General features: G+C 55.0%; 25 protein-coding genes and 1 other RNA gene. 13 read left to right on the forward strand and 13 right to left on the reverse strand.

The window, feature by feature from the left end; genetic code table 11:
• Positions 1–174: 174 nt before the first annotated feature.
• The 6 genes from ABNS66_RS10870 to grpE form a co-directional block, all read right to left on the reverse strand.
• Positions 175–603 (reverse strand): thioesterase family protein, encoded by a 429-nt coding sequence (locus ABNS66_RS10870; RefSeq protein ID WP_204996144.1) that lies wholly within the window; start codon positions 601–603, stop codon positions 175–177.
• 4 nt (positions 604–607) lie between these two features.
• Complete coding sequence (gene dapB / locus ABNS66_RS10875) at positions 608–1420, reverse strand: 4-hydroxy-tetrahydrodipicolinate reductase (protein ID WP_286836831.1); 813 nt, start codon at positions 1418–1420, stop codon at positions 608–610.
• Positions 1417–2796, reverse strand: a complete 1380-nt coding sequence (locus ABNS66_RS10880) for a YhjD/YihY/BrkB family envelope integrity protein (protein WP_204996141.1) — start codon at positions 2794–2796, stop codon at positions 1417–1419. The genes dapB and ABNS66_RS10880 overlap by 4 nt, the downstream gene beginning before the upstream one ends.
• Before the next feature lie 87 nt (positions 2797–2883).
• Entirely contained in the window at positions 2884–4014 is a 1131-nt protein-coding gene (gene dnaJ / locus ABNS66_RS10885; RefSeq protein ID WP_027874165.1) for a molecular chaperone DnaJ, read from the reverse strand.
• Between the two features lie 173 nt (positions 4015–4187).
• Positions 4188–6113: a molecular chaperone DnaK gene (gene dnaK / locus ABNS66_RS10890; protein WP_204996140.1), complete on the reverse strand. Its 1926-nt coding sequence runs from the start codon at positions 6111–6113 to the stop codon at positions 4188–4190.
• Positions 6114–6247: 134 nt separating this feature from the next.
• The gene (gene grpE, locus ABNS66_RS10895) at positions 6248–6817 is read right to left on the reverse strand and encodes a nucleotide exchange factor GrpE (RefSeq protein ID WP_286836828.1); all 570 of its coding nucleotides are present in this window, start codon (positions 6815–6817) and stop codon (positions 6248–6250) included.
• A 204-nt stretch (positions 6818–7021) separates the two neighbouring features.
• On the opposite strand from grpE, the gene recN reads away from it, so the two are divergent.
• Positions 7022–8689 (forward strand): DNA repair protein RecN, encoded by a 1668-nt coding sequence (recN, locus tag ABNS66_RS10900; RefSeq protein ID WP_286836826.1) that lies wholly within the window; start codon positions 7022–7024, stop codon positions 8687–8689.
• A 33-nt stretch (positions 8690–8722) separates the two neighbouring features.
• On the opposite strand, the gene fur is transcribed toward recN, so the two are convergent.
• On the reverse strand, positions 8723–9136 hold the full coding sequence (gene fur, locus ABNS66_RS10905) for a ferric iron uptake transcriptional regulator (RefSeq protein WP_027874169.1): 414 nt from the start codon (positions 9134–9136) through the stop codon (positions 8723–8725).
• A gap of 74 nt (positions 9137–9210) precedes the next feature.
• Here fur and bamE point away from each other — a divergent pair, with 74 nt between their 5' ends.
• A complete protein-coding gene (gene bamE, locus ABNS66_RS10910; RefSeq protein ID WP_286836824.1) occupies positions 9211–9591 on the forward strand; it encodes an outer membrane protein assembly factor BamE in 381 nt (126 codons plus the stop codon).
• 5 nt (positions 9592–9596) lie between these two features.
• Here the strand turns inward: bamE and ABNS66_RS10915 are convergent, their stop codons facing one another.
• Genes ABNS66_RS10915 through ABNS66_RS10925 form a run of 3 tightly spaced genes read right to left on the reverse strand, consistent with a single transcriptional unit; the run spans position 9597 to position 11725 of the window.
• Complete coding sequence (locus tag ABNS66_RS10915) at positions 9597–9908, reverse strand: RnfH family protein (protein WP_204996137.1); 312 nt, start codon at positions 9906–9908, stop codon at positions 9597–9599.
• A complete protein-coding gene (locus ABNS66_RS10920) occupies positions 9901–10332 on the reverse strand; it encodes a type II toxin-antitoxin system RatA family toxin (protein ID WP_027874171.1) in 432 nt (143 codons plus the stop codon). The genes ABNS66_RS10915 and ABNS66_RS10920 overlap by 8 nt, the downstream gene beginning before the upstream one ends.
• 22 nt (positions 10333–10354) lie before the next feature.
• Positions 10355–11725, reverse strand: a complete 1371-nt coding sequence (locus ABNS66_RS10925) for a hypothetical protein (protein WP_286836821.1) — start codon at positions 11723–11725, stop codon at positions 10355–10357.
• Between the two features lie 86 nt (positions 11726–11811).
• On the opposite strand from ABNS66_RS10925, the gene smpB reads away from it, so the two are divergent.
• From smpB to ABNS66_RS10940, 3 genes are read left to right on the forward strand one after another with little or no spacing between them, the layout of a single operon-like run.
• Positions 11812–12291 (forward strand): SsrA-binding protein SmpB, encoded by a 480-nt coding sequence (gene smpB, locus ABNS66_RS10930; RefSeq protein ID WP_204996135.1) that lies wholly within the window; start codon positions 11812–11814, stop codon positions 12289–12291.
• Positions 12292–12310: 19 nt separating this feature from the next.
• A complete protein-coding gene (locus ABNS66_RS10935; protein ID WP_286836819.1) occupies positions 12311–12808 on the forward strand; it encodes a histidine phosphatase family protein in 498 nt (165 codons plus the stop codon).
• Positions 12809–12835: 27 nt separating this feature from the next.
• On the forward strand, positions 12836–13459 hold the full coding sequence (locus tag ABNS66_RS10940; RefSeq protein ID WP_348655320.1) for a methyltransferase domain-containing protein: 624 nt from the start codon (positions 12836–12838) through the stop codon (positions 13457–13459).
• A gap of 3 nt (positions 13460–13462) precedes the next feature.
• Here the strand turns inward: ABNS66_RS10940 and ppk1 are convergent, their stop codons facing one another.
• Positions 13463–15589, reverse strand: coding sequence for a polyphosphate kinase 1 (gene ppk1 / locus ABNS66_RS10945; RefSeq protein ID WP_286838859.1), 2127 nt, complete (start codon positions 15587–15589; stop codon positions 13463–13465).
• 141 nt (positions 15590–15730) lie between these two features.
• Between ppk1 and ppx the strand changes: the two genes are divergently transcribed.
• The 5 genes from ppx (at position 15731) to ABNS66_RS10970 (ending at position 19944) form a co-directional block, all read left to right on the forward strand.
• Positions 15731–17239 carry an exopolyphosphatase gene (gene ppx / locus ABNS66_RS10950; protein WP_286838856.1) on the forward strand — a complete coding sequence of 503 codons (1509 nt, stop codon included), beginning with the start codon at positions 15731–15733 and terminating at the stop codon, positions 17237–17239.
• 53 nt (positions 17240–17292) lie between these two features.
• Positions 17293–17650: a transfer-messenger RNA gene (gene ssrA / locus ABNS66_RS10955) on the forward strand.
• Positions 17651–17742: 92 nt separating this feature from the next.
• Positions 17743–19338, forward strand: coding sequence for a replication endonuclease (locus ABNS66_RS10960; protein ID WP_286838854.1), 1596 nt, complete (start codon positions 17743–17745; stop codon positions 19336–19338).
• A gap of 59 nt (positions 19339–19397) precedes the next feature.
• Positions 19398–19652: a hypothetical protein gene (locus tag ABNS66_RS10965; RefSeq protein WP_286838852.1), complete on the forward strand. Its 255-nt coding sequence runs from the start codon at positions 19398–19400 to the stop codon at positions 19650–19652.
• A complete protein-coding gene (locus ABNS66_RS10970; RefSeq protein ID WP_286838850.1) occupies positions 19642–19944 on the forward strand; it encodes a hypothetical protein in 303 nt (100 codons plus the stop codon). Before ABNS66_RS10965 ends, ABNS66_RS10970 begins: the two co-directional genes overlap by 11 nt.
• Before the next feature lie 9 nt (positions 19945–19953).
• Here the strand turns inward: ABNS66_RS10970 and ABNS66_RS10975 are convergent, their stop codons facing one another.
• The gene (locus tag ABNS66_RS10975) at positions 19954–20988 is read right to left on the reverse strand and encodes a hypothetical protein (protein WP_286838848.1); all 1035 of its coding nucleotides are present in this window, start codon (positions 20986–20988) and stop codon (positions 19954–19956) included.
• Between the two features lie 127 nt (positions 20989–21115).
• On the opposite strand from ABNS66_RS10975, the gene ABNS66_RS10980 reads away from it, so the two are divergent.
• The 3 genes from ABNS66_RS10980 to ABNS66_RS10990 are packed head-to-tail and all read left to right on the forward strand — an operon-like array spanning position 21116 to position 23409.
• Complete coding sequence (locus tag ABNS66_RS10980) at positions 21116–21298, forward strand: hypothetical protein (protein ID WP_286838846.1); 183 nt, start codon at positions 21116–21118, stop codon at positions 21296–21298.
• Positions 21274–22356 (forward strand): DUF3596 domain-containing protein, encoded by a 1083-nt coding sequence (locus tag ABNS66_RS10985; RefSeq protein ID WP_286838843.1) that lies wholly within the window; start codon positions 21274–21276, stop codon positions 22354–22356. Before ABNS66_RS10980 ends, ABNS66_RS10985 begins: the two co-directional genes overlap by 25 nt.
• Positions 22357–22377: 21 nt before the next feature.
• Positions 22378–23409, forward strand: coding sequence for a hypothetical protein (locus tag ABNS66_RS10990; protein ID WP_286838840.1), 1032 nt, complete (start codon positions 22378–22380; stop codon positions 23407–23409).
• 677 nt (positions 23410–24086) lie between these two features.
• Here ABNS66_RS10990 and nhaD read toward each other — a convergent pair.
• Positions 24087–25484 (reverse strand): sodium:proton antiporter NhaD, encoded by a 1398-nt coding sequence (gene nhaD / locus ABNS66_RS10995; RefSeq protein ID WP_286838837.1) that lies wholly within the window; start codon positions 25482–25484, stop codon positions 24087–24089.
• Positions 25485–25525: the final 41 nt, after the last annotated feature.

The raw sequence follows: 25525 nt of genomic DNA on the forward strand, positions 1-25525 counted from the left end.
AACCAGGGAACCACAGAGGAAAATACGCGTGCAAAAAAGCGAGATGCGGTGAATCCCCATCTCGCTTTTTTACGGGGTCTCGGGTGATTAAACCCGGCGCCCAAATCTGAAACGAAATTTTACGCGAAGTTGGCAGCAGAATCCACCGCGACCGGCACGCTCACGGTGTAACTATTACCCTTTGAGAGCCGCGACCATCTCCGCGGGCGCATCGACAGCACGCCCCAGCTCGGGAGAAACCACCAGATGGGCCGTTTTCGCCACCGCCACCGCGCGGCCAGAGCTCACATCGCTGACTCGGTAGGCGATATCAAAACCGCAGCGATGAAAGTCGCTGGCGGCAACATCAAAGCGCAATACCTCACCGTAATGCGCCTCGCTTAAGTAGCGCACCGCCATATCTGCATTCACCATACCCAGGCCATCGTCACGACCACCCTCGCGAACGCCGCGGCTTGCCAGGAAGCGCCCGCGCGCCTCGTTGAGCAAACTCACCAAGGCATCGTTACCCAGGTGATTGCCAGCGTTAATATGGCTGCGCAACAAAGCAATATCGGTGCTGAACGGGAAGGCCTCGGGCACCGCAAACTCTAGCTTTGCCATCGATTTAATCCGCTTTCAGGCCGAGCACATCCTGCATATCGTAGCGGCCGGCGGCCTGCGCCTTCAGCCACGCCGCCGCCCGCACGGCACCGCGCGCGAATGACATTCTGGAGCTGGCCTTGTGCGTAATTTCAACGCGCTCGCCTTCGGCGCAAAACATCACCGTGTGATCGCCAACAATATCGCCGGCACGCACCGTGGCAAAGCCAATGGTTTCGCGCTCGCGAGCCCCGGTTTGCCCCTCCCGGCCATATACGGCGACTTTATCAAGGTCGCGACCCAGGGCATCGGCAACCACCTGCCCCATGCTCAGCGCGGTACCGGAGGGCGCATCAACTTTGTGGCGGTGATGAGCCTCATACACCTCGATATCAACATCGTCACCCAGCACGCGGGCCGCCATATCCAATAGCTTGAAACAGAGGTTCACCCCGGTACTAAAATTGGAAGCCTGGCACACCGCTATCGGCGCAATAAGGCGCTCTAACTCGGCTTTTTGCCCAGCATCAAAGCCGGTTGTGCCAATCACCATGCCCTTGCCTGCCTTTGCACACACCTCGGCATTAGCCAGGGTAGCCAGTGGCGCGGTGAAGTCGATCAGCACATCAAAATCGTCAACAACTGCAGCAATATCAGCGCCCACCAGCACGCCGCACTTACCCAAGCCCGCCAGCTCACCGGCGTCGGCACCAATCAAGCTGCTTTCCGGGCGCTCCAATGCGGCACTCAGCTCGCAGCCCTCGGCCACGCTTATCGCCTCTATCAAGGTTTTACCCATGCGCCCCGCAGCGCCCGTCACAGCAATTTTTACAGTCATGATTTACCCAGTTGATTACTTGATTCTTCTAACTCTGGCGACGCCTCTGCCAAAGCCATATCTTTTACACTTGTCTCGGCCAGTACCGACGACACCGCATCATCAATATTCTTGCGCACTGCCTCTACCCCGGTAACCGCTCTGCGCGGTCGCGCAGCGGAGACGAAACCCTCGCCCCCCTCATTGCGCACCGCCTCCAGCACTTCTTGCAGGCGCACTTTTTCCAGGGGCGCATTGGGCAGGTAGCGCGGCGGATCATCGCTGTTTTCAGTGATAAGGCCAGCCCGGGTCAATGCGCGAAGCACCCGCGTTACGCCCTGAATCTGCACCCGCAACCGCAGCACATAGTCCGAGGCCGACATCGGCCGACGCCCTTCATAATAGCGCTGCGCCAGCACCGCCATAATATTTAACGCCAAATCTTCCTGCTGGCGAATACTCATATCGCCGCTACGCTTGGAAGGGACGACATATTCAGGATGTTGCACATAAAAAGCAACACTGCTGCCCACCAGCAGGATCAGCCAACTGATGTACATCCACATCATAAACAGGATCAATATCGCAAAGCCGGAGTAGATCGCATAGGTACCGCTGTCGCTCGCCGACACCACCACGCTACCAAAGCCCCACCCCAGACTCTGGAACAACACCCCCGACACCAACCCCGCCATCGCGCCCGCGCGGAATGTCACTCGCGTGTTGGGAATAAACATATAAAAGAAGGTAAACGCGGCGATAATCATGATATACGGCGCCGCCGTGGTGAGCAGTGATACCACGTGGGTCACAAAGGGCAGGTATTCACTCGCCTCCTGCACCGCGCGGCCACTCAATACACTGGCAGACAGACCGATCGCCGAAAATACCAACAAAGGGCCAATCAGCATGACACTGCCATAGTCAGCAAAGCGTCGACCAATACTGCGGTGCTGCTCCAGGCGCCAGATATAGTTAAACGTTCCCTCAATCTTTTGAATCAGCGAGATCGCGGTGTAAAACAGCAGCGCGATACCGAAGGTTCCCAGCACGCCGATCTTCACATTGTCGATAAAACCAATGATCTTTTGAGTGATCTCCACACCCTGCTCACCCATCGGCGCCAGGAACTGCAGCATGATCGGCTCAAGCTGCTTGTTGTGCATGCCAAAGGCCTTCAACACAGAAAAGCTCACCGCCAGCATCGGCACCAGAGAAAGCAGCGTGGTATACACCAAACTCATCGCCCGCAGCGTGAGCTCGCCTTTAGCCAGATCATCCAGCACCACATACACGTAACGCAAGATATGCACGCACCGGCGCCGCCAAGGGCTGTAATTGGCAACCTCCGGCGACCAAAGCGACTCAGCAACAAAGCGATTGAGGGTTTTTTCCATAGTGTGTCGTCCAACCCGGATACCAGGGTCTCAGGATGGAGAAAAATGCGAGGCAAGTCGAGGGGAGGCCACCCTCCCCTCAACTATTTACAGCTTCATGTCGTCAAAGAAGTCTTTAACGCCGTCAAACCAGCTTTTCTTGCGCGGCGACTGCTTGTCATCGCCATCCAGCGTTGACTGGAACTCTTGCAGCAGCTCCTTTTGGCGCTTGCTCAGCGATACCGGCGTTTCAACAACCACCTTACAGATCAAGTCACCAGTGCTGCCACCACGAACCGGCGTAATCCCCTTGCCGCGCAGGCGGAAAGACTTACCCGTTTGCGTCTCGGCGGGAATCTTAAGTTTTACACGGCCATCAAGGGTGGGCACGTCCAACTCGCCACCGAGCGCCGCGTCGGCAAAACCAATGGGCACTTCGCAGTGAAGGTGCTTGCCATCGCGCTTGAAAATGGGGTGTGGACGCACTGACATTTGCACATACAAATCGCCAGCGGGACCGCCGTCGGGGCTAGCCTCACCCTCGCCGCTCAGGCGAATGCGGTCGCCAGTATCAACGCCGGGCGGCACTTTCACCGACAGCGTCTTGGTTTCCTCTACCCGGCCCTGGCCATGACAGTCATTACACGGGTCAGAAATAATCGTCCCGCTACCCCGGCAATTGGGGCAGGTTTGCTGCACAGCAAAGAAGCCCTGCTGCATGCGCACCTGACCCACGCCATTACAGGTTCCGCAGGTAAGCGGCGTCGAGCCTTTCTTGGCACCGCTGCCGTCACAGGTTTTACACGACACCAGAGTCGGAATACGGATTTTCGCCGTTGTTCCGCGCACCGCTTGCTCAAGATCGATCTCAAGCGTGTAGCGCAGATCCGCGCCGCGCTGCGGGCCACGCTGACGCCCCCCGCCACCGCCGCCAAAGATATCGCCAAAAACATCGCCAAAGATGTCGCTGAAGCCAGCGCCACCTGCGCCGCCACCGAAACCTCCGGCACCGCCACCTACCGCGTCGTGACCAAAGCGGTCATACGCTGAGCGCTTCTCAGAATCCGACAGCACCTCATAGGCCTCTGTCGCCTCTTTGAAAATATCTTCCGCCTTGGGGTCATCCGGGTTGCGGTCCGGGTGATTCTTCATGGCGATACGGCGATAGGCTTTTTTAATTTCCTTCTCGTCCGAATCTCGGGACACGCCCAGTATTTCGTAGTAATCGCGTTTTGACATCGTCTCGCTTCACGCTGTGTTGGGCGCAGACAAACCCCGCAAGCCCAGTAAAAATTCAATCTCTCATCACACGCGAAACGGGAGCGGGCCAAACGCCCTGCAAAACCCCAAGGTTTTAGCGCCTCCCTTCTCCCGTTCACGCCAGCAACGCGGGGCAGAGCCCCGCCCGCCGCTTACTTCTTGTCGTCGTCTTTGACTTCTTCAAACTCCGCATCGACAACGTCGTCGCCGGCCGCTGAGGCTTCTGGCTGCTCACCGCCTGCCGCTTCCGCTTCTGCCGCTTGCTCGGCGTACATCTTTTGCGCCAGGCCCGCAGAGGCTTCGCTAAGCTCTTTGGCAGCCGCTTCGATGGCCTCGACGTCGTCGCCTTTAACGGCCTCGTCAACCTTCACCAGCGCTGCTTCAATGGCTGACTTCTCTTCGTCACTCGCCTTATCGCCAGCTTCTTCCAGCGTTTTGCGAGTCGCGTTAGCCAGACCTTCGGCGTTGTTGCGCGCAGTGACCAGCGCCTCAAACTTCTTGTCAGCTTCGGCATTCGCCTCGGCATCGCGCACCATTTGCTCGATCTCGTCCTCGTTCAAGCCGCTGGAAGCAGTGATGCGAATAGACTGCTCCTTGCCAGTTGCCTTGTCTTTGGCCGATACATGCAAAATACCGTTGGCGTCGATGTCGAAGGTTACTTCGATCTGCGGCAGGCCGCGCGGTGCCGGCGGAATGTCCGCAAGGTCGAAACGACCGAGTGACTTGTTCGCCGACGCCTGCTTACGCTCACCCTGAACCACGTGAATGGTTACGGCAGTCTGGTTGTCTTCCGCAGTCGAGAACACCTGCGACTTCTTCGTTGGGATAGTCGTGTTCTTCTCGATCAGCGGTGTTGCCACACCACCCATGGTTTCAATACCCAGGCTCAGCGGGGTGACGTCGAGCAGCAATACGTCTTTTACATCACCCGACAGTACCGCACCTTGCAGGGCAGCACCCATCGCAACGGCCTCATCCGGGTTCACGTCACGGCGCGGCTCTTTGCCGAAGAATTCAGTCACTTTAGACTGCACCAGCGGCATACGCGTCTGACCACCAACCAGAATCACTTCGTCAACCTCAGAGGCAGACAAACCGGCATCTTGCAGCGCCGTTTTCATTGGCTCCAGCGAACGCTTCACCAAATCCTCAACCAGCGACTCCAACTTGGCACGGCTCAATTTAACAACCAAGTGCTTAGGACCGGTGGCATCTGCCGTGATGTAAGGCAGGTTAACCTCGGTTTGCTGACTGGAAGACAATTCGATCTTCGCTTTTTCAGCCGCTTCTTTCAGGCGCTGAACTGCCAGCGAGTCACCTTTCAGGTCAATACCGTTTTCTTTCTTGAACTCTTCCGCCAGGTAATCAATCAGGCGCAGGTCAAAATCCTCACCACCCAGGAAGGTGTCACCGTTGGTCGCCAGCACTTCAAATTGGTGCTCGCCATCCACCTCGGCAATTTCGATGATCGAGATATCGAAGGTACCACCACCCAGGTCGTACACGGCTACGGTGCGATCGCCCTTGGCCTTGTCCATACCGTAGGCCAGTGCAGCCGCCGTCGGCTCGTTGATAATCCGCTTCACTTCCAGACCAGCGATACGGCCGGCATCTTTAGTCGCCTGACGCTGAGAGTCGTTGAAGTAAGCAGGAACCGTGATAACCGCCTCGGTGATTTTTTCACCCAGGTAGTCTTCAGCGGTTTTCTTCATTTTCTTCAGTACTTCCGCAGAGATCTGCGGGGGTGCCAGCTTTTCACCCTTTACTTCAACCCAGGCATCGCCGTTGTCGGCTTTGCTGATGGTGTAAGGCACCATCTTGATGTCTTTTTGAACAACATCGTCCTCAAAGCGGCGACCGATCAGGCGCTTAACCGCATACAGGGTGTTGTCCGGGTTCGTCACCGCCTGACGTTTGGCGCTCTGACCAACCAGAATTTCATTGTCGTCAGTGTAAGCAACAATAGAAGGCGTGGTGCGACCACCCTCGGCATTCTCAATAACCTTTACCTTGTCGCCATCCATTACCGCCACACAGGAGTTGGTGGTGCCAAGGTCGATACCAATAATTTTACCCATAACTTTTCTCCGCATTCGCTGTTTACTGCGCGAGGCACCCAGGCCCCGTTAAACTCTGTTCTTGCTGTAGATATTGGTCCGTTTTTCTCAATTTCAAGCCGGCCATCAACATCTCAGGTGTGAATATTTGGCAGTTACTCCGCCTTCGCGACCACAACCATCGCCGCACGCAGCAGGCGCCCGTTCAGGGTGTAGCCCTTTTGCATCACATCAATCACCGAGTTCGGCTCCGCACTCGGGTTAGGCACCATCGCCATCGCCTCGTGGAATTCCGGGTCAAATGGCTGACCGGTTGGATCGATCTGTTCAACATTGTGGCGCGCCAGCGCATCCAGCAATGATTTGCGCGTCAACTCCACACCTTCAAGAATCGGCTTCAGCGCCTCGTCTTCGGTATCGGCAGCCGCAAGCGCGCGATCCAGATTGTCCGCCACGCTCAACATATCCCCGGCGAACTTCTCCAGCGCAAACTTGCGCGCGTTCTCGGCGTCTTTCTCGGCGCGGCGACGCACGTTCTGCGCCTCTGCTACAGCGCGCAACGCCTGCTCTTTGGCATTGGCCGCCTCTTCACGCGCGGCGTCCAGCTGCGCCTGAAGATCATCTCCCGCATCGGCGCCCTGCTCTTCAGCAACCTGCTCAACCGATTCTGCCTGCTCCGCTGCCAGCTCTTCAGCCGCGGCTGTTTTATCTTGTTCCTCTGCCACCTTAGCAGCCTCCTTCATTTCGCCGGACGGCCCAGCCGCCCAATAACTTCCGCACCCCGAGGGTGAGCTTCCCCGTGTATGGGGGCTCTGCCAGGTTTTTCAAGGCCGCCGGTATTTTTAATTCCCAGAACGCAACCAGGGCTTGAGCGGGCACAGTCAACTACTGTATAAATAACCATACATCTTCATTTTGGAGCCGCCACCATGCTGGTTCATTTAAGCGTCAGCAATTTCGCCATCACCCAAGCCCTGGAAATCGAGCTACAGCCGGGAATGACGGTATTAACAGGCGAGACCGGCGCCGGCAAATCGATCATGCTCGACGCACTCGGCCTGACACTGGGCGACCGCGCAGACAGCGGCATTGTGCGGGCGGGCGCCGAACGCGCCGACATCCATGCCGAGTTCGATATCAGCGATATTCCCCTGGCCCGCCAATGGCTGCAGGAGCGAGAGCTGCTGGCGGGCAACGAATGCCGGCTGCGCCGAGTAATCACCAAAGAGGGACGGTCGCGCGCCTATATCAACGGCCAGCCCGCCACCGTAAACGACACCAAAGAGCTCGGCGGCCTGCTCATCGATATTCACAGCCAGCACGCCCATCAGTCCCTGCTTAAAAAGCCCTATCAACGCCAGCTGCTCGACGCCTTTGCCGGCGCCAGCGAACTGTGCAGCTCACTGGGGGAAGACTGCCTGCGCTATCAGCGCATTAGCAAGCGCCTCAACGAACTCGAAAGCCACCTCGATGAGCAAAACGCCCAGGAACAACTGCTGCGCTACCAACTCGACGAACTAGAGCGCCTCGATATTCAGCCCGGCGAAATTGAAGAACTGGAGATCCAACAAAAGCAGCTCGCCAATGCCGAGCAAATTCTGGCCGCTAACCACCACAGCCTGGCCCTGTGCCGCGAAGGCGAAGTCAACGCGATGGGTATTTTGCATCAGGCGCTCTCGTCACTGAGCGGCTGTCAGCACGGCCACCCAGCACAAGAAGCCGCCATCAGCCTGATTGAAAGCGCACGCATTCAGATCGAAGAGGCCGCCAGCGAACTGCAGCGCGTCACCGACGAAACGGAACTGGACCCCCAGCGCCTGCAAGACGTTGAACAGCGGCTCGACGCCATCTACCAAACCGCGCGCAAACACAAGATCCAACCCGAAGAACTTCCCGAGCTGCAACAATCGCTGCAACACCAGCTCGAGCAGCTCGACGCAACCGATGAAAAGCTTGATGCCATGCGCCAGGAGCAACAGCAGGCGCTCAGCAACTACCAGAGCAAAGCCACGAAGCTGAGCAAGCTGCGCAGCGCCGCCGCGTTAAAAATGAAAAAACGCATTGAGGGCAAACTGGGCGAACTGGCAATGAAACACTGCGAAGTGGAGTTTGCCATTATTCCTCTTACTGACGATGAGCCGCACAGCCACGGCGCCGAAGACATCGAAATTCGCATTCGCAGCAACCCCAACGCCGCGATGGGCCCGCTGCATAAAATTGCCTCGGGCGGCGAATTGTCGCGTATCAGCCTGGCCATACAAGTCGTCACCGCTCAGGTTGCCGCGGTTCCGACAATCGTCTTCGACGAGGTGGACGTGGGCATTGGCGGGGCGACCGCAGAAATTGTCGGCCAGCTACTCAACGACCTGGGCAAACGCAGCCAAGTGCTGTGCGTCACCCACCAGGCACAGGTGGCCAGCCAGGGCGACCACCATATTCGCGTTAAGAAAACCGGCAATAAGACCGCCTTGCGAACCGAGCTGGAGCCGCTGGCAGAAGATCAAAAAATCGAGGAAATTGCCCGAATGCTGGGCGGGATAGCGATAACCGAGAATACCTTGGCACATGCCAGAGAAATGCTCGGCATACGCCACTGAACGCGGGCGGCAGCGCCGCCCGCAAGATAAGCGTTACTTCTTGGGACGAACGTACAACACCAAGCTGTGATCGACGAGTTCAAAGCCGCGCTCTTCCACCAGTTTGTGTTGGCGCTCCTCGATCACGTCGTCGTAAAACTCGATCACCTCACCACTCTCCATACACACGATATGGTCGTGGTGCTCGCCCTTGGCCAATTCAAAAACGGAATGCCCGGCCTCAAAGTTGTGGCGCACCACCAAGCCGGCGGCCTCAAACTGAGTGAGAACACGGTAAACGGTCGCCAGGCCCACATCTTCACCAGACTCCATCAGCGAACGGTAGACATCTTCCGCACTGAAGTGCTGATTTTCAGCTTCGGCCTGCTCAAGCAGTTGTAGAATTTTTACCCGAGGTAGGGTGACTTTAAGCCCAGCTTTGCGGAGCTCTTGATTTTCGCTTGACATAAACCACTGACCTTAGCGTTGTGTTTAGGTTTGCGCTATTATCCCTGCCTCTGCGAGTGATTGGAACCCTGACTATGTTTTTGCGTATTGCTACCGCCAGCCTGGTAATTTTGCTTGGCGCCTGCAGCTCTCTGGAGTTTCCCGGCGTTTACCGCCTGCCCATCGATCAGGGCAACATCATCACCCAGGAAATGGTAGATCAGCTTGAAATCGGTATGAGCCGCAGCCAGGTTGAATACGTTATGGGCACGCCGCTGATTCGCGACAGCTTCAGCCCCGACCGCTGGGATTATGTGTACACGCTGAATAAAGAAGGCAAGCCCGCCGAGCGCCACCAGCTCAGCGCGTACTTCCAGGGCGACAAACTGGTGCGCATCGTTACCGACGTTAAACCCTCAGCCGAAGGGAAAATTAGCAGCAGCGCCGAGGCCGACGCCCAACCCGCTAGCGAATAAGCAGGTCAAGCCTGCTTGCGAGCCTTGGCTTTAGCCGCCCGCTGTTTGCGAACCTCTTTCGGGTCGGCGATCAGCGGCCGGTAGATCTCCACGCGCTCGCCATCGTTGAGCGCCTGCGCATCAGGCTTGCTCACCACCTTTCCAAAAATCCCCACATCCGCACTGGACAAATCCAGCTCGGGAAACTGGCTGTCCAGCCCCGACTGCATTACCGCATCGCGAACTGTCGACCCAGCGGGCAACTCTAACGCCACAATGCGCTGCTTATCCGCGAGTGCATAGGCGACTTCAACATGTACTGTTTGATTGTTATCCATATTGCTCTTTCGCACGTTTAACCAGGGCATCGACCAAATTATTGGCCACAGAATTAAATAATTGACGCGTCGCCGCACCCGCCAGCGCATTGCTCAACGCAAATCGCAGATGCAGGCTCACCTTGCAGGCTTTGTCACCCAGCGCCAATAGCTCCCATTCGCCGCGCAGCTTTTCGAAGGGGCCGTCGAGCAGCTCCAGCACAATGCGGCGCGGCGGCGTAAGCTGATTTCGCGTGCTAAAGCTCATTTTGATCCCCGCTCGCGACAAATCCAGCCTCGCCTCCATCATCGACTCATCCGCCAGCAGCACCTCAGCGCCAACGCAGCCATCCATATACTGCGGATAAGCTTCAACATCGTTAATAAGCTGATATATCAATTCTGCTGAGTATGGCAATAGCGCGCTGCGGCGAATATCGTTCATGCGGAGGGCTTCCGGTACTGGGTTATAGCTGTAAGCGCTGATACAAGCCTATTGAAAGCAGGCAAAGCAGCGCTGGCGGCGCAATATACCGCAACATACGCAACCAAAGCCAAAAAAAGCCCTGCTCCAGCCAGGGATCCCGGCCACCGTACACATTCTTGGGTACCCGCCACGCCGCAAATAGCACAAAACACAGCGCGCACATCGGCAGCAGAATATTCGCGACCGCAATATCCAGCCACTCCATCGCCGTTCGCGAGAACCACTGCAGCGGTGACGCCACCTGCAGCGATGCCAGGGAAACCTCACCCACCGCAAACACCGACAAACCCACCGCAACCGCCGCCACCCAGCGCGGCAACGCCCAGCGCTCAACCAAATAGGCCACCACGGGCTCAAATAGCGCGACAACCGTCGTCAGCACCAAAATGCTCAACAACACATACAAGCCGGTACCGGCAATATCGCCAAAGGCCAAGTTGCCAAAGCTGTAAGGCAGGCTAATAAACAGCAGCGCCGGCCCCTGGCCCGCCACAATATGCTGGTCACTGACCAGGGCGATTAAGATCAACCCGCCGAGCAGCATCGCCAAGGTGTCGATAACAGCCAAGGCCAACAACTGGCGGGTAATGGAGCGCCCGGACGGGAAATACGCCCCGTAAGCCATGAGCGCCGCCGTGCCTAAACCGAGGGCATAAAACGCCTGCTGCAGGGCAGACAGCAGCGCCTGCCAGGAAAAGTCTCCCGGGCGGAAATCAAACAACGCGCGCCACGCTGCGCCGTAATCGCCCAGCTCATAACTGAAATACAGCAAGCTGAGCATGACCAGCAACAGCACCGGCAACAGAATGCGCAACACCATGGCCATGCCACGGTTAACGCTGATCGACGACAGCAACACTGCCAGCACCACAAAAAAGCCGTGCGCGCCGCGCGTTTCCTCGGGGCTGGTCAGCAGCCGCTGGAATTCGCCGGCAATGGTATCGAGGCTCGCCGCCTCCATTACCCCCGACGACATTTTCATTATGTAGGTCAGCAGCCAGCTGGCAACAACCCCCAGGTTTGCCGCCAGCAACAGCGCCGTTAGTGCCGCCAGCTGGGTAACCAGCGACCAGTGGCGAAACGCGCCGGAGAAATGGGCGATTTGGTCCACCGCGTGAATGGGGTTGGCGCGGGCGCGCACGGCGATACGCACTTCAGCGATAGCCACCGGCAACACCACCAGCAATAAGAAGACGAGGTAAGCCACTAGGTATACCGCGCCACCATTAGCGGCGAGCTGTTGGGGAGCCTTCCAAAAGTTACCCAAACTCACAACAAGGCCGGTCGCCGCCGCTAGAAATGTCCAGCGACTTGACCAGATACCCTGAACTTTATTCTTCTTGAGGGCCATAAACCGCCGGCGAAAGTCATCAAAGCAGCGCTATTTTTACCTGAGCGCCATAGGTTTTGCCAGCGAGTCACTCTATAATCGCCGCCATGAGCAAAAAGAAACCTAAGAACACCAGCAGCACGATCGCCCTGAATAAGAAGGCGAAGCACGACTACCACCTCACAGAAAAATTTGAGGCGGGCTTGTCGCTGCAAGGCTGGGAAGTGAAAAGTCTGCGCCAGGGCAAGGTACAGATCACCGACACCTATGTGCTGCTAAAAGACGGTGAAGCGTTTCTGCTCGGCGGCAATATCACCCCACTACTCAGTGCCTCCACCCATTTTGTGACCGACCCCGGCCGCACGCGCAAACTATTGCTTCACAGCAGAGAACTGCGCAGACTGGAGGAAGCGACCCAGCAAAAGGGCTACACCTGTGTGTGTACCGCCCTGTACTGGAAAAAGCATTTGATAAAGGCGGAGATCGCCCTGGCCAAGGGTAAGAAAGATCACGACAAGCGCGAAACTGAAAAGAATCGCGACTGGGACCGCCAGAAACAGCGCATACTGCGCCAACACAATTCGTGAGTGACACACGCCCGAGCCGATGAAAACTCTCTACTTGTTAAGGCATGCCAAATCCAGCTGGGATGACGACCAGCTCAACGATGCCGAACGCCCGCTGACCCGCCGCGGGAAACGAGACTGCGGCTTGGTCGCTCACCAATTAGAGCGCAACCATAAAAAGTTTCCGCAGGTATTTTGCAGCTCTGCCAATCGCTGCCAGGAAACCCTTCAGCGCTTCCGCACCGAATCGGATGTTTTCGACCACGCCGAGATACATACCACTGAAGACCTCTACACCTTCGACATGCAGCAGCTGCTCACCTGGCTCAAAGAGCTGGGCAACCAGTACGACAACGTCCTGATTATCGGCCACAACCCAGCGCTGCTCGACTTAGTGAATTACCTCTACGACGGCGAACTGGATCAGCTCGGCACCTGCACCTTTGTCGAGCTGGAAATCAACGTTGAGTACTGGGACCAACTGCGCCCCGACAGCGCCAAGCTGCAAGACCTAATACGCCCCAAACAGCTGCGCTAAGCCGCTGCACCAGGAAGCCATTGCCGCATGAGCGAGCCAGAAGTTCTCAAGAATATTCGCATCGTTCACGATGTTCTCATCCTCAAGAAAAGCCACAAGCTTATTCGCCGTATGCAGCGCGCATTGGCCCAGCCAGAGATTCACGGCTACCAGGTGTGGGGCTCATCGTTTTTGATCATGGACTACCTGCTGCAACACCCTCCCCGCCGCGGCAGTAAAGTGATGGAAATCGGCTGCGGCTGGGGAATACTGGGTATTTTCTGCGCGCAGCAGTTCAAGTCCAAAGTGACCGCGGTAGACGCCGATGAGCACGTCTTCCCCTACCTGGACGCCCACGCCCTGCTCAATGATGTCAGCATCACCCAGCGCGTAGCTCGCTATGAAGAACTCACCGCTAGCGACATGAAAAGCCAAAAAATGGTGTTGGGCGGCGATATTTGCTTTTGGCCGAAGCTGGTACAGCCGCTTTTCAATGCCATTGAAACGGCTCTCGCTGCCGGCGTGAAAACCATCATTATCGCCGACCCCGGCAGGCCACCTTTCCACAAGCTCGCATGCAAATGCGAAAAGGCGTTTGGCGCCGAACTGATCGACTGGGAAGTGAGCCACCCCAAAAAGCAGAGCGGCGAATTGCTGGTTATTAAAGCCTAAACGTTAGCTGCGCTTCTTCTTAGCTTTTTTGCCTTGTGGGCGCGCCTTATAGTCCAGCTTCGCCAGACGCGGTAACTTGCCCGATTCCAGATAGCTATGAATCTGCAACTGAGAGCGCACCTTCGGCGCACTCTTCTTGCGCGGGCGAAAGGCGTTAGTCTGGCTGGGATCAATCAGCCTCGCCTTTACATTATCCGCCCACTGAATATCGATAATGCTCTGAATGCGCTGCTGAAGTTCGGGGCTGTATATCGGGCAAGTGACCTCAACGCGGAAGTCGATATTGCGCGTCATTAAGTCAGCCGATGAAATAAAGTAACGAGGCTTGCCGCTATTGCGGAATATATACACCCGAGGGTGCTCCAAAAAGCCGTCGACAATACTGATGGCCTCTATATTTTCACTCAAGCCCTTCACGCCCGGCACCAAGGAGCACATACCCCGCACAATCAGACGTATTGGCACACCGGCCTGGCTCGCCTCATACAGCTTGTCGACCAGCTCCCGATCAACCAGATTATTGCACTTAAGCGTTATGCCGCACTCGTCGCCGCGCTTGGCCGCATCGATCTCTGCCTGAACATTTTCAATCACTCTATCGCGGCTATTCAGCGGCGAAACCGCAAGGTGCTGGAAGTTGTGCCGCTTATAGGTGTAGGCAATAAAGTCAAAGACCTTCGCCACCTCATCGCCAATGGCTTGGTCGTAGGTGAGCAGGCTGAAGTCGGTATATACCTCGGCGGTCTTCTCGTTAAAGTTACCGGTTCCCACGTGGCTGTAGTATTTCTGAACGCTGCCTTCCTGACGGCTAATAGAGATCAACTTGCTGTGCACCTTCAAGCCCGGCACACCCAAAATAACGTTAACGCCACCGTCGGTCAGGCGCTGCGACAGCGCAATATTCGCTTCCTCATCAAAGCGCGCCTGCAATTCAACCACCACCGTAACTTCCTTGTGGTTGGCCACCGCATTGAGCAGCGCATCCACAACATGCGAGTTCGAGGCAACCCGGTACAAACTGATGCGAATAGACTTAACCGCCGGGTCGATGGCGGCGGTCTTCAACAAATCGGTCAGGTAGTCAAAGCTGTGATACGGGTAGAACAGCAGAAGATCGCGCTCGCGCATACAGCTTAGAATATTGTCCGCCGCATCAATCTCCGGCACGCGGATTTTCGGCAGCGACTTGCTGTCGAGGTAGGCCGGCCCCAGGTTGGGAAAGCGCATAAAGTCTTTGGAGTTGTGGTACCGCCCGCCGGGAATCATGGAGTCCAAACGGCCCAGCCCCAGGCGGCGCACAAGATACTCCAACATGTCATTGGGCATTTGCGCATCGTAAACAAAGCGCACCGGATCGCCTTTGCGACGACGCTTCAAACTTTGCGTCATTTTCTCCACAAAGGTTTGCGTCACTTCCTCGCCAAGCTCCAGCTCTGCATCGCGCGTTAGCTTAATGGTATAGGCCTCTGCCGAGTCCAGCGGGAACACGCCACGAAAAACCTGCGGCAGGCACACGCGAATCATATTCTCCAGGGCAATTAGCACCTTGCCTTTTTTACCGTTGCGCCCGGGAATGCGCACAAAGCGCTCGATCCGCGTGGTGGGCACTTCAAGCAAGGCAAAGCGCGTCTGCCCCTGATAGCTCAGCTTAATAGCCAAATAGATCGACGCGTCATTCAACTCCGGCATTGGGTTGGCTTCGTCCAAAACGATCGGCACCAACTCTTGCTGAATGTGGGCATGGAAATAATTGCGCACATACTCAATCTGGGAATCGTCGAGCTGCTTCTCGTTGATAACGTAAATCTTGCGGCGGCGCAGTTCTTTCAGATTGGCGTTGTAGGTCGACTCAAAGCGATGTTGCAGCTTCAACACCTTCTGGCGAATCTCTTCCAACAGCTGCTTGTATTCTTCTTGCTTAGAGGGCGTGGAGAACGCGGCCAGACGACGCACATCAGCAACACGAACACGAAAGAACTCATCCAGGTTGTTGGAAAAAATACCAAGGTAGCGAATGCGCTGAATAATCGGCACCGACGGATCGGCCGCTTCCTGCAACACGCGATCATTAAACGACAACCAGCTCAGCTCCTTGGCTATCCACGCTTTATCGGTGTTCGACTCCGCCATATAAGCAACCCTTACCCTTCAATAAAACACAACGTCGCGCGCGAGCTTAGTTGTTATACATGTCAGCAGTATTACAGTGTACGACGGTCGCAATTACCTTGCACAGGCCTTACACTCAGCCTTCGCATTGGGAATTAATACATGGCACAAAACACCGATTCTTACGCTGCGCTGGACCTCGGCTCAAACAGCTTTCACCTTCTGATTGCCAGCTTTCAAGACGACAAACTTCGCATTATCGACCGCCACAAAGATATGGTGCGCCTTGCCGCGGGCCTAAACGACGACGGCGTACTGAGCGAAGACGCCCAGCAGCGCGCCCTCGACAGCCTGGCCAAAGTCGCCAACCGCCTTCGCGGCGTGCCGCGCAGCCAAGTGAGAATAGTCGGCACCAATACCCTGCGCGCCGCCAGCAACGCCAGCGACTTTATGCAGCGCGCCGAAGCCATACTCGGCCTGCCCATCAACATTATCTCAGGTACAGAAGAAGCCCGGCTGGTCTATCTTGGCGTGGCCAATGACCTCGCGGTAGAAAAGCAAAAACGCCTGGTTATCGATATTGGCGGCGGCTCCACCGAACTTGTTGCCGGCAAGCAAAACCCCAAGCTGCTGGAAAGCCTGCCGATGGGCTGCGTGAGCTACAGCATGCGCTTTTTCAACAACGGCGACATTAGCGAGAAGGCCTTTAAGCGCGCCGTCAACGCCGCTCGCCAGCTCATCTCCCCCTATGTAGAACAGTACAAAGACCAATGGCAGGAAGTGGTCGGCTCCTCCGGCACCATACGCGCCATCAGTAAAATTGCCGCCGAAATGGCGCTGTGCGACACCGGACAAATTACCCGCGACGCCATGCAAGCCATCAAACAACAGCTACTAAAAGCCAGCCACACCAGCGAACTGCAACTGCCCGGACTCAGCGACGACCGCCGCGACGTCATCCCCGGCGGCTTTGCCGTGCTCTATGCCCTGTTCAAAGAAATGGACATACCCGAGCTGCATATCTCCAGCTACGCCGTGCGCGAAGGCATTATTTACGACCTGGCCGGCCGCCTGCACCACAAAGACCGCCGCGACGAAACCATTCGCCAACTCATCGAGCAGTACCATATCGACCCCCTCCAGGGTGACCGCGTCGCCCAACTGTGCAAACGCTGGCTGCCCGCGCTGGAGCCACGCATGAACAGCGACTACCAAGAGGCAGAAAAACTACTGGTCTGGGCTGCGCAATTGCACGAACTCGGGCTGGCCATTGCCCACGGCGGCTACCACAAACACGGCGCCTACATACTGAAGAATGCCGACTTGTCGGGCTTTTCCAGACAAGAACAAGCGCGGCTCAGCATGCTGGTGCTCAACCACCGCCGCAAACCCAAAAGTCTGGGTATTGCCGAATACGGCGTCACGCCCGACTGGGTAATGATCAGCCTGCTGCGCCTGGCCTGCCTGTTTTACCGACGCCGCCAGGCCTTCGAACTCACCCACGACATCACCCTGCAGAGCCCCGAGCCCGACCTTATCGAGCTAAACGTGCCCCAAAGCTGGCTGGACGCCAACCCACTCACCGCCGCCGACCTCTGCGACGAAGCCGAGCTGCTTGCCAAAAGCGTGAACATCCAGCTAAAAATTCAGCCCCAAAACCCCAAGCAATGAACTTTGCTAGTGCCGCTGTAGTCGAAGTGGTACGATACCCTATTGCAGATTTCGGGGCCGATTTGGATTCGACGCCGGTTACAAAACTCTGTGGTGCATGCCGTGAGGACAGCGAATCACGTAAATCCAAAGCTGTTAACTTATAGTTGCCAACGACGACAACTACGCTCTAGCGGCCTAAACCCCGTTAGCGGTTGCTACCGGATGCTTGTAAACGGGACGCAACCGTCAGATAGAACAAGCTAGCTGTGACGTTTGTCTGAGACCGATCAGCGAAACCTTTAATCAGAATCGCCAACTACGTCCTGACCGTTGGGCTGTAAGCGGCTAAATCAATAAACGGAAGCTAAGCATGTAGAGCCCCGAGCGGCGGACTGGCGGACGGGGGTTCAATTCCCCCCGGCTCCACCAAACATGGGTCTCCTCGAGACCCACTATCACCTAGTAATACCTATCAAAAACAGACACTTACCGGAAACCACCCAGGTTCCCGGTTTGTCTCTGTGGGTGCTCGTGGGTGTGGAAAATGGCACAAATTTGACACAACGACGGCACAAGGGCCGTTTGCCCTCACCCGCTCAGCTGTCACCCGCATCCGCCAACTTCTCGAAGAAAGTGACTACCAGGGCGCGCTAAGCCGCCTCCATTACGGCGCAAATACCGCCTACCTCCACGATTTCGACCTGTCGCTGTCAGACAGCGGCCTGCGGCATTTCGCAGAAGACCTTGCCACCAAGACAAGGGCCATTCGTGCCCGGCTCGCACTTCGCCCCTCGCTTACTCCAACAGTATTGGCTCAGCTCGCCGCTCGTTACCAGATCAAGCTGCCCAGCAACGAACGTGAATATAAGATAGAGCACAATAAAATGGGCACCCCAGCCTGGTGGATCACCCGCCTGCGCCACCTGCAACGCACTCACCTGGACACGGTTCACCGCGACCTCAACTTAGTGAGCAAGCGCCAAGCAATCTACACCAGCAATGCGGCGGTCATGCTATTTGGCGATGCCCAACAGCGCGCCGAACACTATCTGGACAATACCGAATTAGAGAACGGCGCAGGCAAGCGCCTATCACTTCGGGAAATCGCAGAGCACAGCCTCAGTAATCCCGCCGTACGCAACGCTGAGTTCATGGTGCGCATAAAAGGCTTTGAGCAAGTGAGCAAGCTCTACAGCCATGTTGCCCAGTTCTTTACCCTGACCTGCCCATCACGATTTCACCCCACCCTGCACACCGGCGAGCCTAACCCCAATTTTGACGGCAGTACGGTTCGTGATGCACAGCGCTGGCTCCAAGAATGCTGGGAGCTGATCCGGGCCAAACTCCACCGCTGCGGCATCCGCCCCTACGGCTTTCGCATTGTCGAACCTCACCACGACGGCACCCCGCACTGGCACCTACTTCTGTTCACCGCAGCTGATGATGCCCAGCGCCTAGACCAATATATTCGCCACTACATGCTGAGAGAAGGCGGCAAAGGTGCAGAAAAATACCGGGTCAAAACCGAAGTCATCGACCCCGCGAAAGGCTCAGCGGTAGGCTACATCGCAAAATACGTGTCGAAAAATATCGACGGCAAACATCTGGACACCGACCTAGAAGGCAAACCCGCCAGCGAAGCCTCAAAGCGCATCACCGCCTGGGCGCGCACCTGGAAGATTCGCCAGTTTCAACAAATCGGTGGGCCTAGCGTGCAAGTGTGGCGTGAACTCCGCCGGATCAAACCGGGCAATCCCAGCGCCACAGCGGTCGAGCAAGCGCGCTGCGCTGCCGACGCTGGCGACTGGGCCGCTTTCGTTATCGCAATGGGCGGCGTCGACTTACCCCGCCGCGATCGCCCCATTTCTCCCTACCGAGAACACCGCGAAATCATCGATTTTTCCACCGGCGAGGTACTACCGGACGATACCGCGTGGCACGGCGGCAAGAAGGCTCCCCGGACATTGGGCCTGCAAACACCGCAGCAGGTGATCGTGACACGAACCGAGCAGTGGACCGCGATCAAAACTGGCGGCTCGCGACGCAAGGTGGCCCCGCAGGGGCCGCCTGAGGAGGGAGCATTCAGGCGCGCAGCGCCGTCACTTGGACCTGTGTAAATAACTGTACGGACATCAAACCCACAACCCGAAGACAACGAAAATTAGGAAGCAACAGCATGATCGACCTGATCGGATTTGAGGATGGCTACACCCTTGAAGAAGCCACTGCCCTCATCAACTTACACGTGCTGCGCAAAAAGCAGCTCGTCCCGTCGGAAAACGCCAACCTGGGCGACCTGGGCTATATCTGTGGCGTTATTCATATCAACGACGAGATCGAGATCATTGCCAAATTCCCCGACGTGCTGATCCAACTGCCCAAACACAAGGTTGAAGAGCTGCTAGAGATACTGCCCGACGATGATTTCTAGCCACGCGCTATTCACCGTGTATGAGCTGTATTTTCTGAACAATCAGCAGTTCGGCTTTTACATGACCAACGCAGCGCCGCGCAGCTATGTGCAGGTCGTCGATTTCGGAAAGGTGATCGATGATCGGTGGATCAGTGTGAAGCCCGGCGCAATATCGCCAGAAGAAGCGCGGCGTCGTGGTTTGTCTTACCTCGCCATTCGTTATGACCTAAACACCAACGAGTGTATTGGCACCGGCCTACACATCCACGACAGCGACCGAGGCTGGTCTCGCTACCAGCCTGATCTTTAAAAATACGCTTCAGTGTTTCTTGGCGGCGCCTTTTTCATGCGGCCTCGCTCCGTAATAAGCGTTAGAACGGAGCGGCACACCCCGCTTGGTAATATGGTCAAAAGAGTACAAATGCTCTGATCGTGATCTAGAGCACCGCCCTATCAGGCGGCCGCGAAATTCGCGCCGCCCTTGCACTACGGCTAAGTGACCACCACACACCGGGCAGCTCGCTTCATACTTCACCAAGCGAATTTGGCGAATAGGTCTTCCATTCTCGGCTTCGCCCACCTCTAACAGCTCAAGCTGCACATCAATATCACTGAGCCTTAGCATCCAGTCTGGCGCTTTGACGATACCGCGATCAACCAGACTAAATAGCGGGTAGAACATCCACAGTAACAAAACAGAAAGCGAGATTAACCCAAGCTGCCAGACCACTAGCTGACCATTAATTAGCGCAATGCTTCCGACCACAAGCGGCAAACAGGCCAAGAACACCACCCCAAAAACAAACACATTTCGCCGCCAGCCTTCTAAGGTAAGTTCGGCAAAAGGCTTTGCCCAGGGTACAAACGCCGGCAGCTTCCTTACTCGGTACTCCACCAGACGGGGATCAACCGACGTCGCCACTTGCTCTTCGCCCTCGTCGTCAACGCTTTCAAGGCCGAGGTAGTAGTATTTTTTGTTTCTCCCCTTCGACTCCGTGGAAGCAATCACCAACTGCTCGCGCCGTCCTTGTTTGCGCAAGTACTCCCGCAAGGAGCCGCCGTGCTCAGCCAGCAGCTCCTGGTACTTCTTCAAATTGTCGGCCACATAGCGCCTTGCGACTTCCTGGCTGTCGTCAGTCTCTGCAATGCCCTTCATCCGCGCATTGATTTCGGCCACGGTGAACTGGGCTTCCTCAATATCAACCCCAGAGCGCAGGTATTGGCTGGTTTCCTCCAGCAGAGTTGAGAACAATTCCACCGGCTTACGGCTATCCAGGCCCGATTCAGCCAGCCATACGCGCATGGCTTGGCCAACTTCCAACACTTCATCCGCATCTCGACGCAAATTCGCCAAAACACTATCTCCTTGTTTTTATTGAACTTCCTTTCCCAACAACCGGGTTGCAACCCGGTTGCGTTCTGTTGGTCGCCCATTCTGTCGGCAATTATCAGCACCGTTCAACACCAACGGAGACCAAGCGATGAACAAATGGGTAACGATCAAAAAATTTGCAGAAGCCAGCGGCTATTCCGAAGACGCAATCCGCGCCAAAACCAAGAACGGCACCTGGCTATACCGCAAGCACTTCACCAAAGGCCCAGACGGCAGAATCATGATTAACGTAGAGGAGGTCAACCAATGGCTAGAAAATACCGCGGCGTAACCGTGCGAGGCAATGAAAGCATCCAAATCGCATTTACCTATAAAGGCAAGCGCTGCCGGGAGTCCCTGCGGCTCGCCCCTACCGATGCCAACCTACGCTATGCCAACAACCGGCGCATCGAGATTCTGTCTAAAATCGAACGGGGTAGCTTCGACTACCCCACCGAATTTCCAGAAAGCCGCAGCGCGATGGCTCGGGCATCCAAAACCGGATGCCATATCACCGTAGGCGAAGCCATGAACCAATGGCTGATTTCCTGCCAAAAGCGCTGTGCCTACAGCACCGTGCGCGGCTATACGTCTGCCGTGCGCCATTACCTGGAACCGCGCTGGGGCCACTACACTTTGGACGAAATGAATCGCCAAGAAATCGAGGACTGGATCAACAGCCTCACCGTTTCCGCCAAGCGCGTCAACAACACCCTGATTCCGCTGCGGCAAGTGATGGAGCGGGCCTACCTCGACGGCACGATCGAGAACAACCCCATGACACGAATCAAAAACCTGAAAGTCCAAACCCGCGAACCCGAACCCTTCACTTTGGAAGAAATCGACCGCATTCTGTCTGTATTAGAAGGCTCACCAAAAAACGCCGTGCAATTCGGTTTCTGGACGGGACTTCGCACCTCGGAACTGCTTGGGTTAAGATGGGAGAACGTCTCCATAGAAGGGGGCTACGCAATCATCATGGAAGCGCTCGTACATGGACGGCTTAAAGAACCCAAGACATCAGCGGGCAGGCGAAAAATCTCACTTCATAGCAATGCCATCGAAGCGCTTATCAATCAACGGAGAATCAGCAACAACGACTGTTTCGTATTCATCGACCCTAAGTCAGGGCAACGCTGGGCATCAGACCAATCCTTTAGAAAACGCGTTTGGATTCCAGCCATAGAGGGGTCAGGAGTGAAGTACCGTGAGTGTTACCAAATGCGTCACACTTTTGCCTCCCAAATGCTGAGCATAGGCGAATGTCCGATGAAACTCTCCTATCAACTTGGACATGCTGACTGGGGAATGCTACGAAAAGTTTATGGCCGCTGGATAAATGTAGAATAGAAAATTGAACGGATTCACAATATGGCAAACGAGTTTAGCATCACATTTTATAAAATTGAAAAATGCGGAATTTTTGCACCCGGACGCCCCGCAAAACACAAGGCCATGGACTGTGAGGAGCTCCTGACCGAGCTCTCACAATGGATCACTCACAACAATAAACCCATCGAAGAAACAGCAACCTTTGAAGATGGACTCAGCGACAACATTTTGCCGGTTTATTGCCTGTCTATTCACAAAGCAAAGAATAGTGAAAACTTTTTAATAACCACTTGGAATGAATCAGCATCCTTCAAAGGAAAAACGTTATCCATCGAAGCAAAAAAACCAGCGAACAATGCAAAAGTAAACACCAGCAAAATACCAACAGACTCTATACCCGGCTATCCAACATATTTTTGGTTCCTACCCAAGAAAGGTATATATGCAACTATAACGTTTAACACCACTTTAAACGGCAACCCCGGTCTCCAAAAATATCTACGAAATTACTTAGAAAAATGGACAAAATATTCTGTTTGGGACGAAGACGACACCCAGAAAAACACTCTGAATTTTTTAGGCCACAAATTCGGAAGCACCGGCGAAATTCACGAAGACACCGTCGGTGAATTCAAATCACATATGTATCCGCGACCTTCGCAAACAAAATTACTACTTAGCAGATATTCAGAAATCAGGAAAATTAAGCGAAAGGAAATCCTTAAACCAACTGACAGCTCATCCTTAATTGATCCCATAATCAGAAAGCTAGGAATAACCACCTCTTCCCCACCTAACGAACTCAAAGTCGAATACCAAGTCTATAAAACCTTCTCTAAAGAAGAGGTCCAACAGATACTAGGAGAATTCGATAACAACGGAAAAGATAAATGGGATGACGTTGGATTCTACCTAAAAGGACGCCCAACTCCAATTTGGGCTAGCCACTCAACAGCAAGAGACACTTTTCGCCTTAATGTTAAGGATGTCCACAAACCTATACTAGACAGACAGTCACTAATAGATTCTCTCGAACTTCAAGAATCTAGAATACTGAAAATTCTAAAATAATTATGAATAAACAGTATACATTCAATCTTGTAGCACTCTCTCTAGGGCTCATTGCTACCGGAGCGTTGACCTAATTTTTTGGCGACAAGCTATCAATCGTAAAACAGTTATCTATATTTCACTCTTTAAGTGATATTTCGGCCATAATTTTTGCAGTTATGGGAGCATGGATCGCCATCATATACCCCGATGCAATTACTAAGATATATCAGTCAAATGACAGAACTGAAGTCAATCAGCATTCAGACCGGGTTGGCCAGCTCATAACACCGATGCTATTAGGGCTTTTTATAGTATTTTTTGTTCTCGCCCTAGACTTCCTTCATCCACTAATATGCTCGAACGTAACTTTACAACCGGATTCGACCGCATTACCTAAAATACGGTCTACTTTATTTTTCTCCTTAGTCTTGCTAACGTTTTCATTGATGTACTTCTTGCTAAAGACCCTCCTAATTGCATACAGCTTTAAATCCTCGCTATCTAATGAGGCTAAGCAAAAAGCAAAACGTGACGGGTATAAGTCTTCTGGGAAATCGAAATGACACTAAGCAAGACACTGAGAACACAACCTATTGAGTTTATTATGAAATATGAGGGTTCAATTCCCCCCGGCTCCACCAACTAAAAAGGCCAACCCATCTGGGTTGGCCTTTTTGTTTTACCGTCCGTTCAACTTAACCATTCATCAGCAAGTGAACCCAGATACTGGCGGCATAGCCCAGGGCAATCACCGGCGTCCATTTCAGGTGGCTGAAGAAGGTGTATTGGCCTCTTGCCTGGCCCATTAGGGCAACCCCAGCGGCTGAGCCGATAGAGAGTAAGCTACCGCCTACCCCAGCGGTCAGGGTAACCAACAGCCACTGTGAGTGCGGCATATCGGGGCTCATGGTGAGGACGGCGAACATAACCGGAATGTTGTCGACGATGGCCGACATGATACCCACCATAATATTGGCGCCGGTATTGCCCAGGCCACCGTATACGAGGTCGGACGCGACGCTGAGATAGCCGATAAAGCCCAAGCCGCCCACGGCCAGAATAACGCCGTAGAAGAAGAACAGGGTGTCCCATTCGGCGTGAGCGATTTTGGCAAACACGTCGAAGTTGTAGGGGTCGTCGGATGAGCCCGGCGGGTTCTCTGTTCCTTGGTTCCAGTTTTTGGATTTTTGGCGAAGGTAATAGCCGTAGAACTTGAGGTAGGCCAGCCCGGTCATCATGCCGAACACCGGGGGGATGTGCAGGAAGTTGTGGAAGCTGATAGCCGTAACGATAGTCAGCAGGAACAGACCAACAATCACCAAACCGCCATATTTCATTTGCACCTGGCTGCCGCCCGATGCCGGGGGCGTGCCGCTGGGCAGGGCAAATTGCATGATGACGGCAGGCAACAGGAAGTTCACCGCACTGGGAACAAACAGCACAAAGAATTCTTTAAATTCAATAACGCCTTTTTGCCACACCATCAGCGTGGTGATGTCGCCAAAGGGGCTGAACGCGCCCCCCGCATTGGCGCCCACCACAATGTTAATACAGGCAATGGCCACGAACTTGGGCTGGCCAACGCCTACCGCCAACACCACCGCACACATAATTAATGCCGTGGTGAGATTGTCTGCAATGGGGGAAATAAAAAAGGCCAGAATACCCGTTAGCCAAAACAGCGCGCGGTAACTAAAGCCCCGCGCCACCAGCCAGTTGCGCAGCGCCTCAAATACGCCGCGCTCCAGCATTGCGTTTATGTAGGTCATTGCTACCAGCAGAAAGAAGAATAGCTCGGCGTATTCCAGGAAGTTGTGGCGAATTGCCACCTCCACTTCGTGGGGCCGCCCGTTGCCGTTGTAAACCACGGCAATGAGCATCCAAATAATACCTGCGGCGAGCAGCACAGGTTTGGATTTGCGCAGGTGTATTTGCTCTTCCAGGATCACCAGCACATACGCGGCGACAAATACTGCAATGGCAACAAAGCCTACCCAGTGCTGGGTAAGGTCCATTGCGGTGGTATGCGCCTCTGACGCCTGCGCCGCAATAGCCGTTAGCCAGGCAATAGCAAACACTATTCCTCGTTTCATTAAGGTTCTCCCATATGGTGTAAAAATTCTGCTTGGAACGG

It is taken from the genome of uncultured Spongiibacter sp., assembly GCF_964011655.1.
GTDB lineage: Bacteria > Pseudomonadota > Gammaproteobacteria > Pseudomonadales > Spongiibacteraceae > Spongiibacter > Spongiibacter marinus.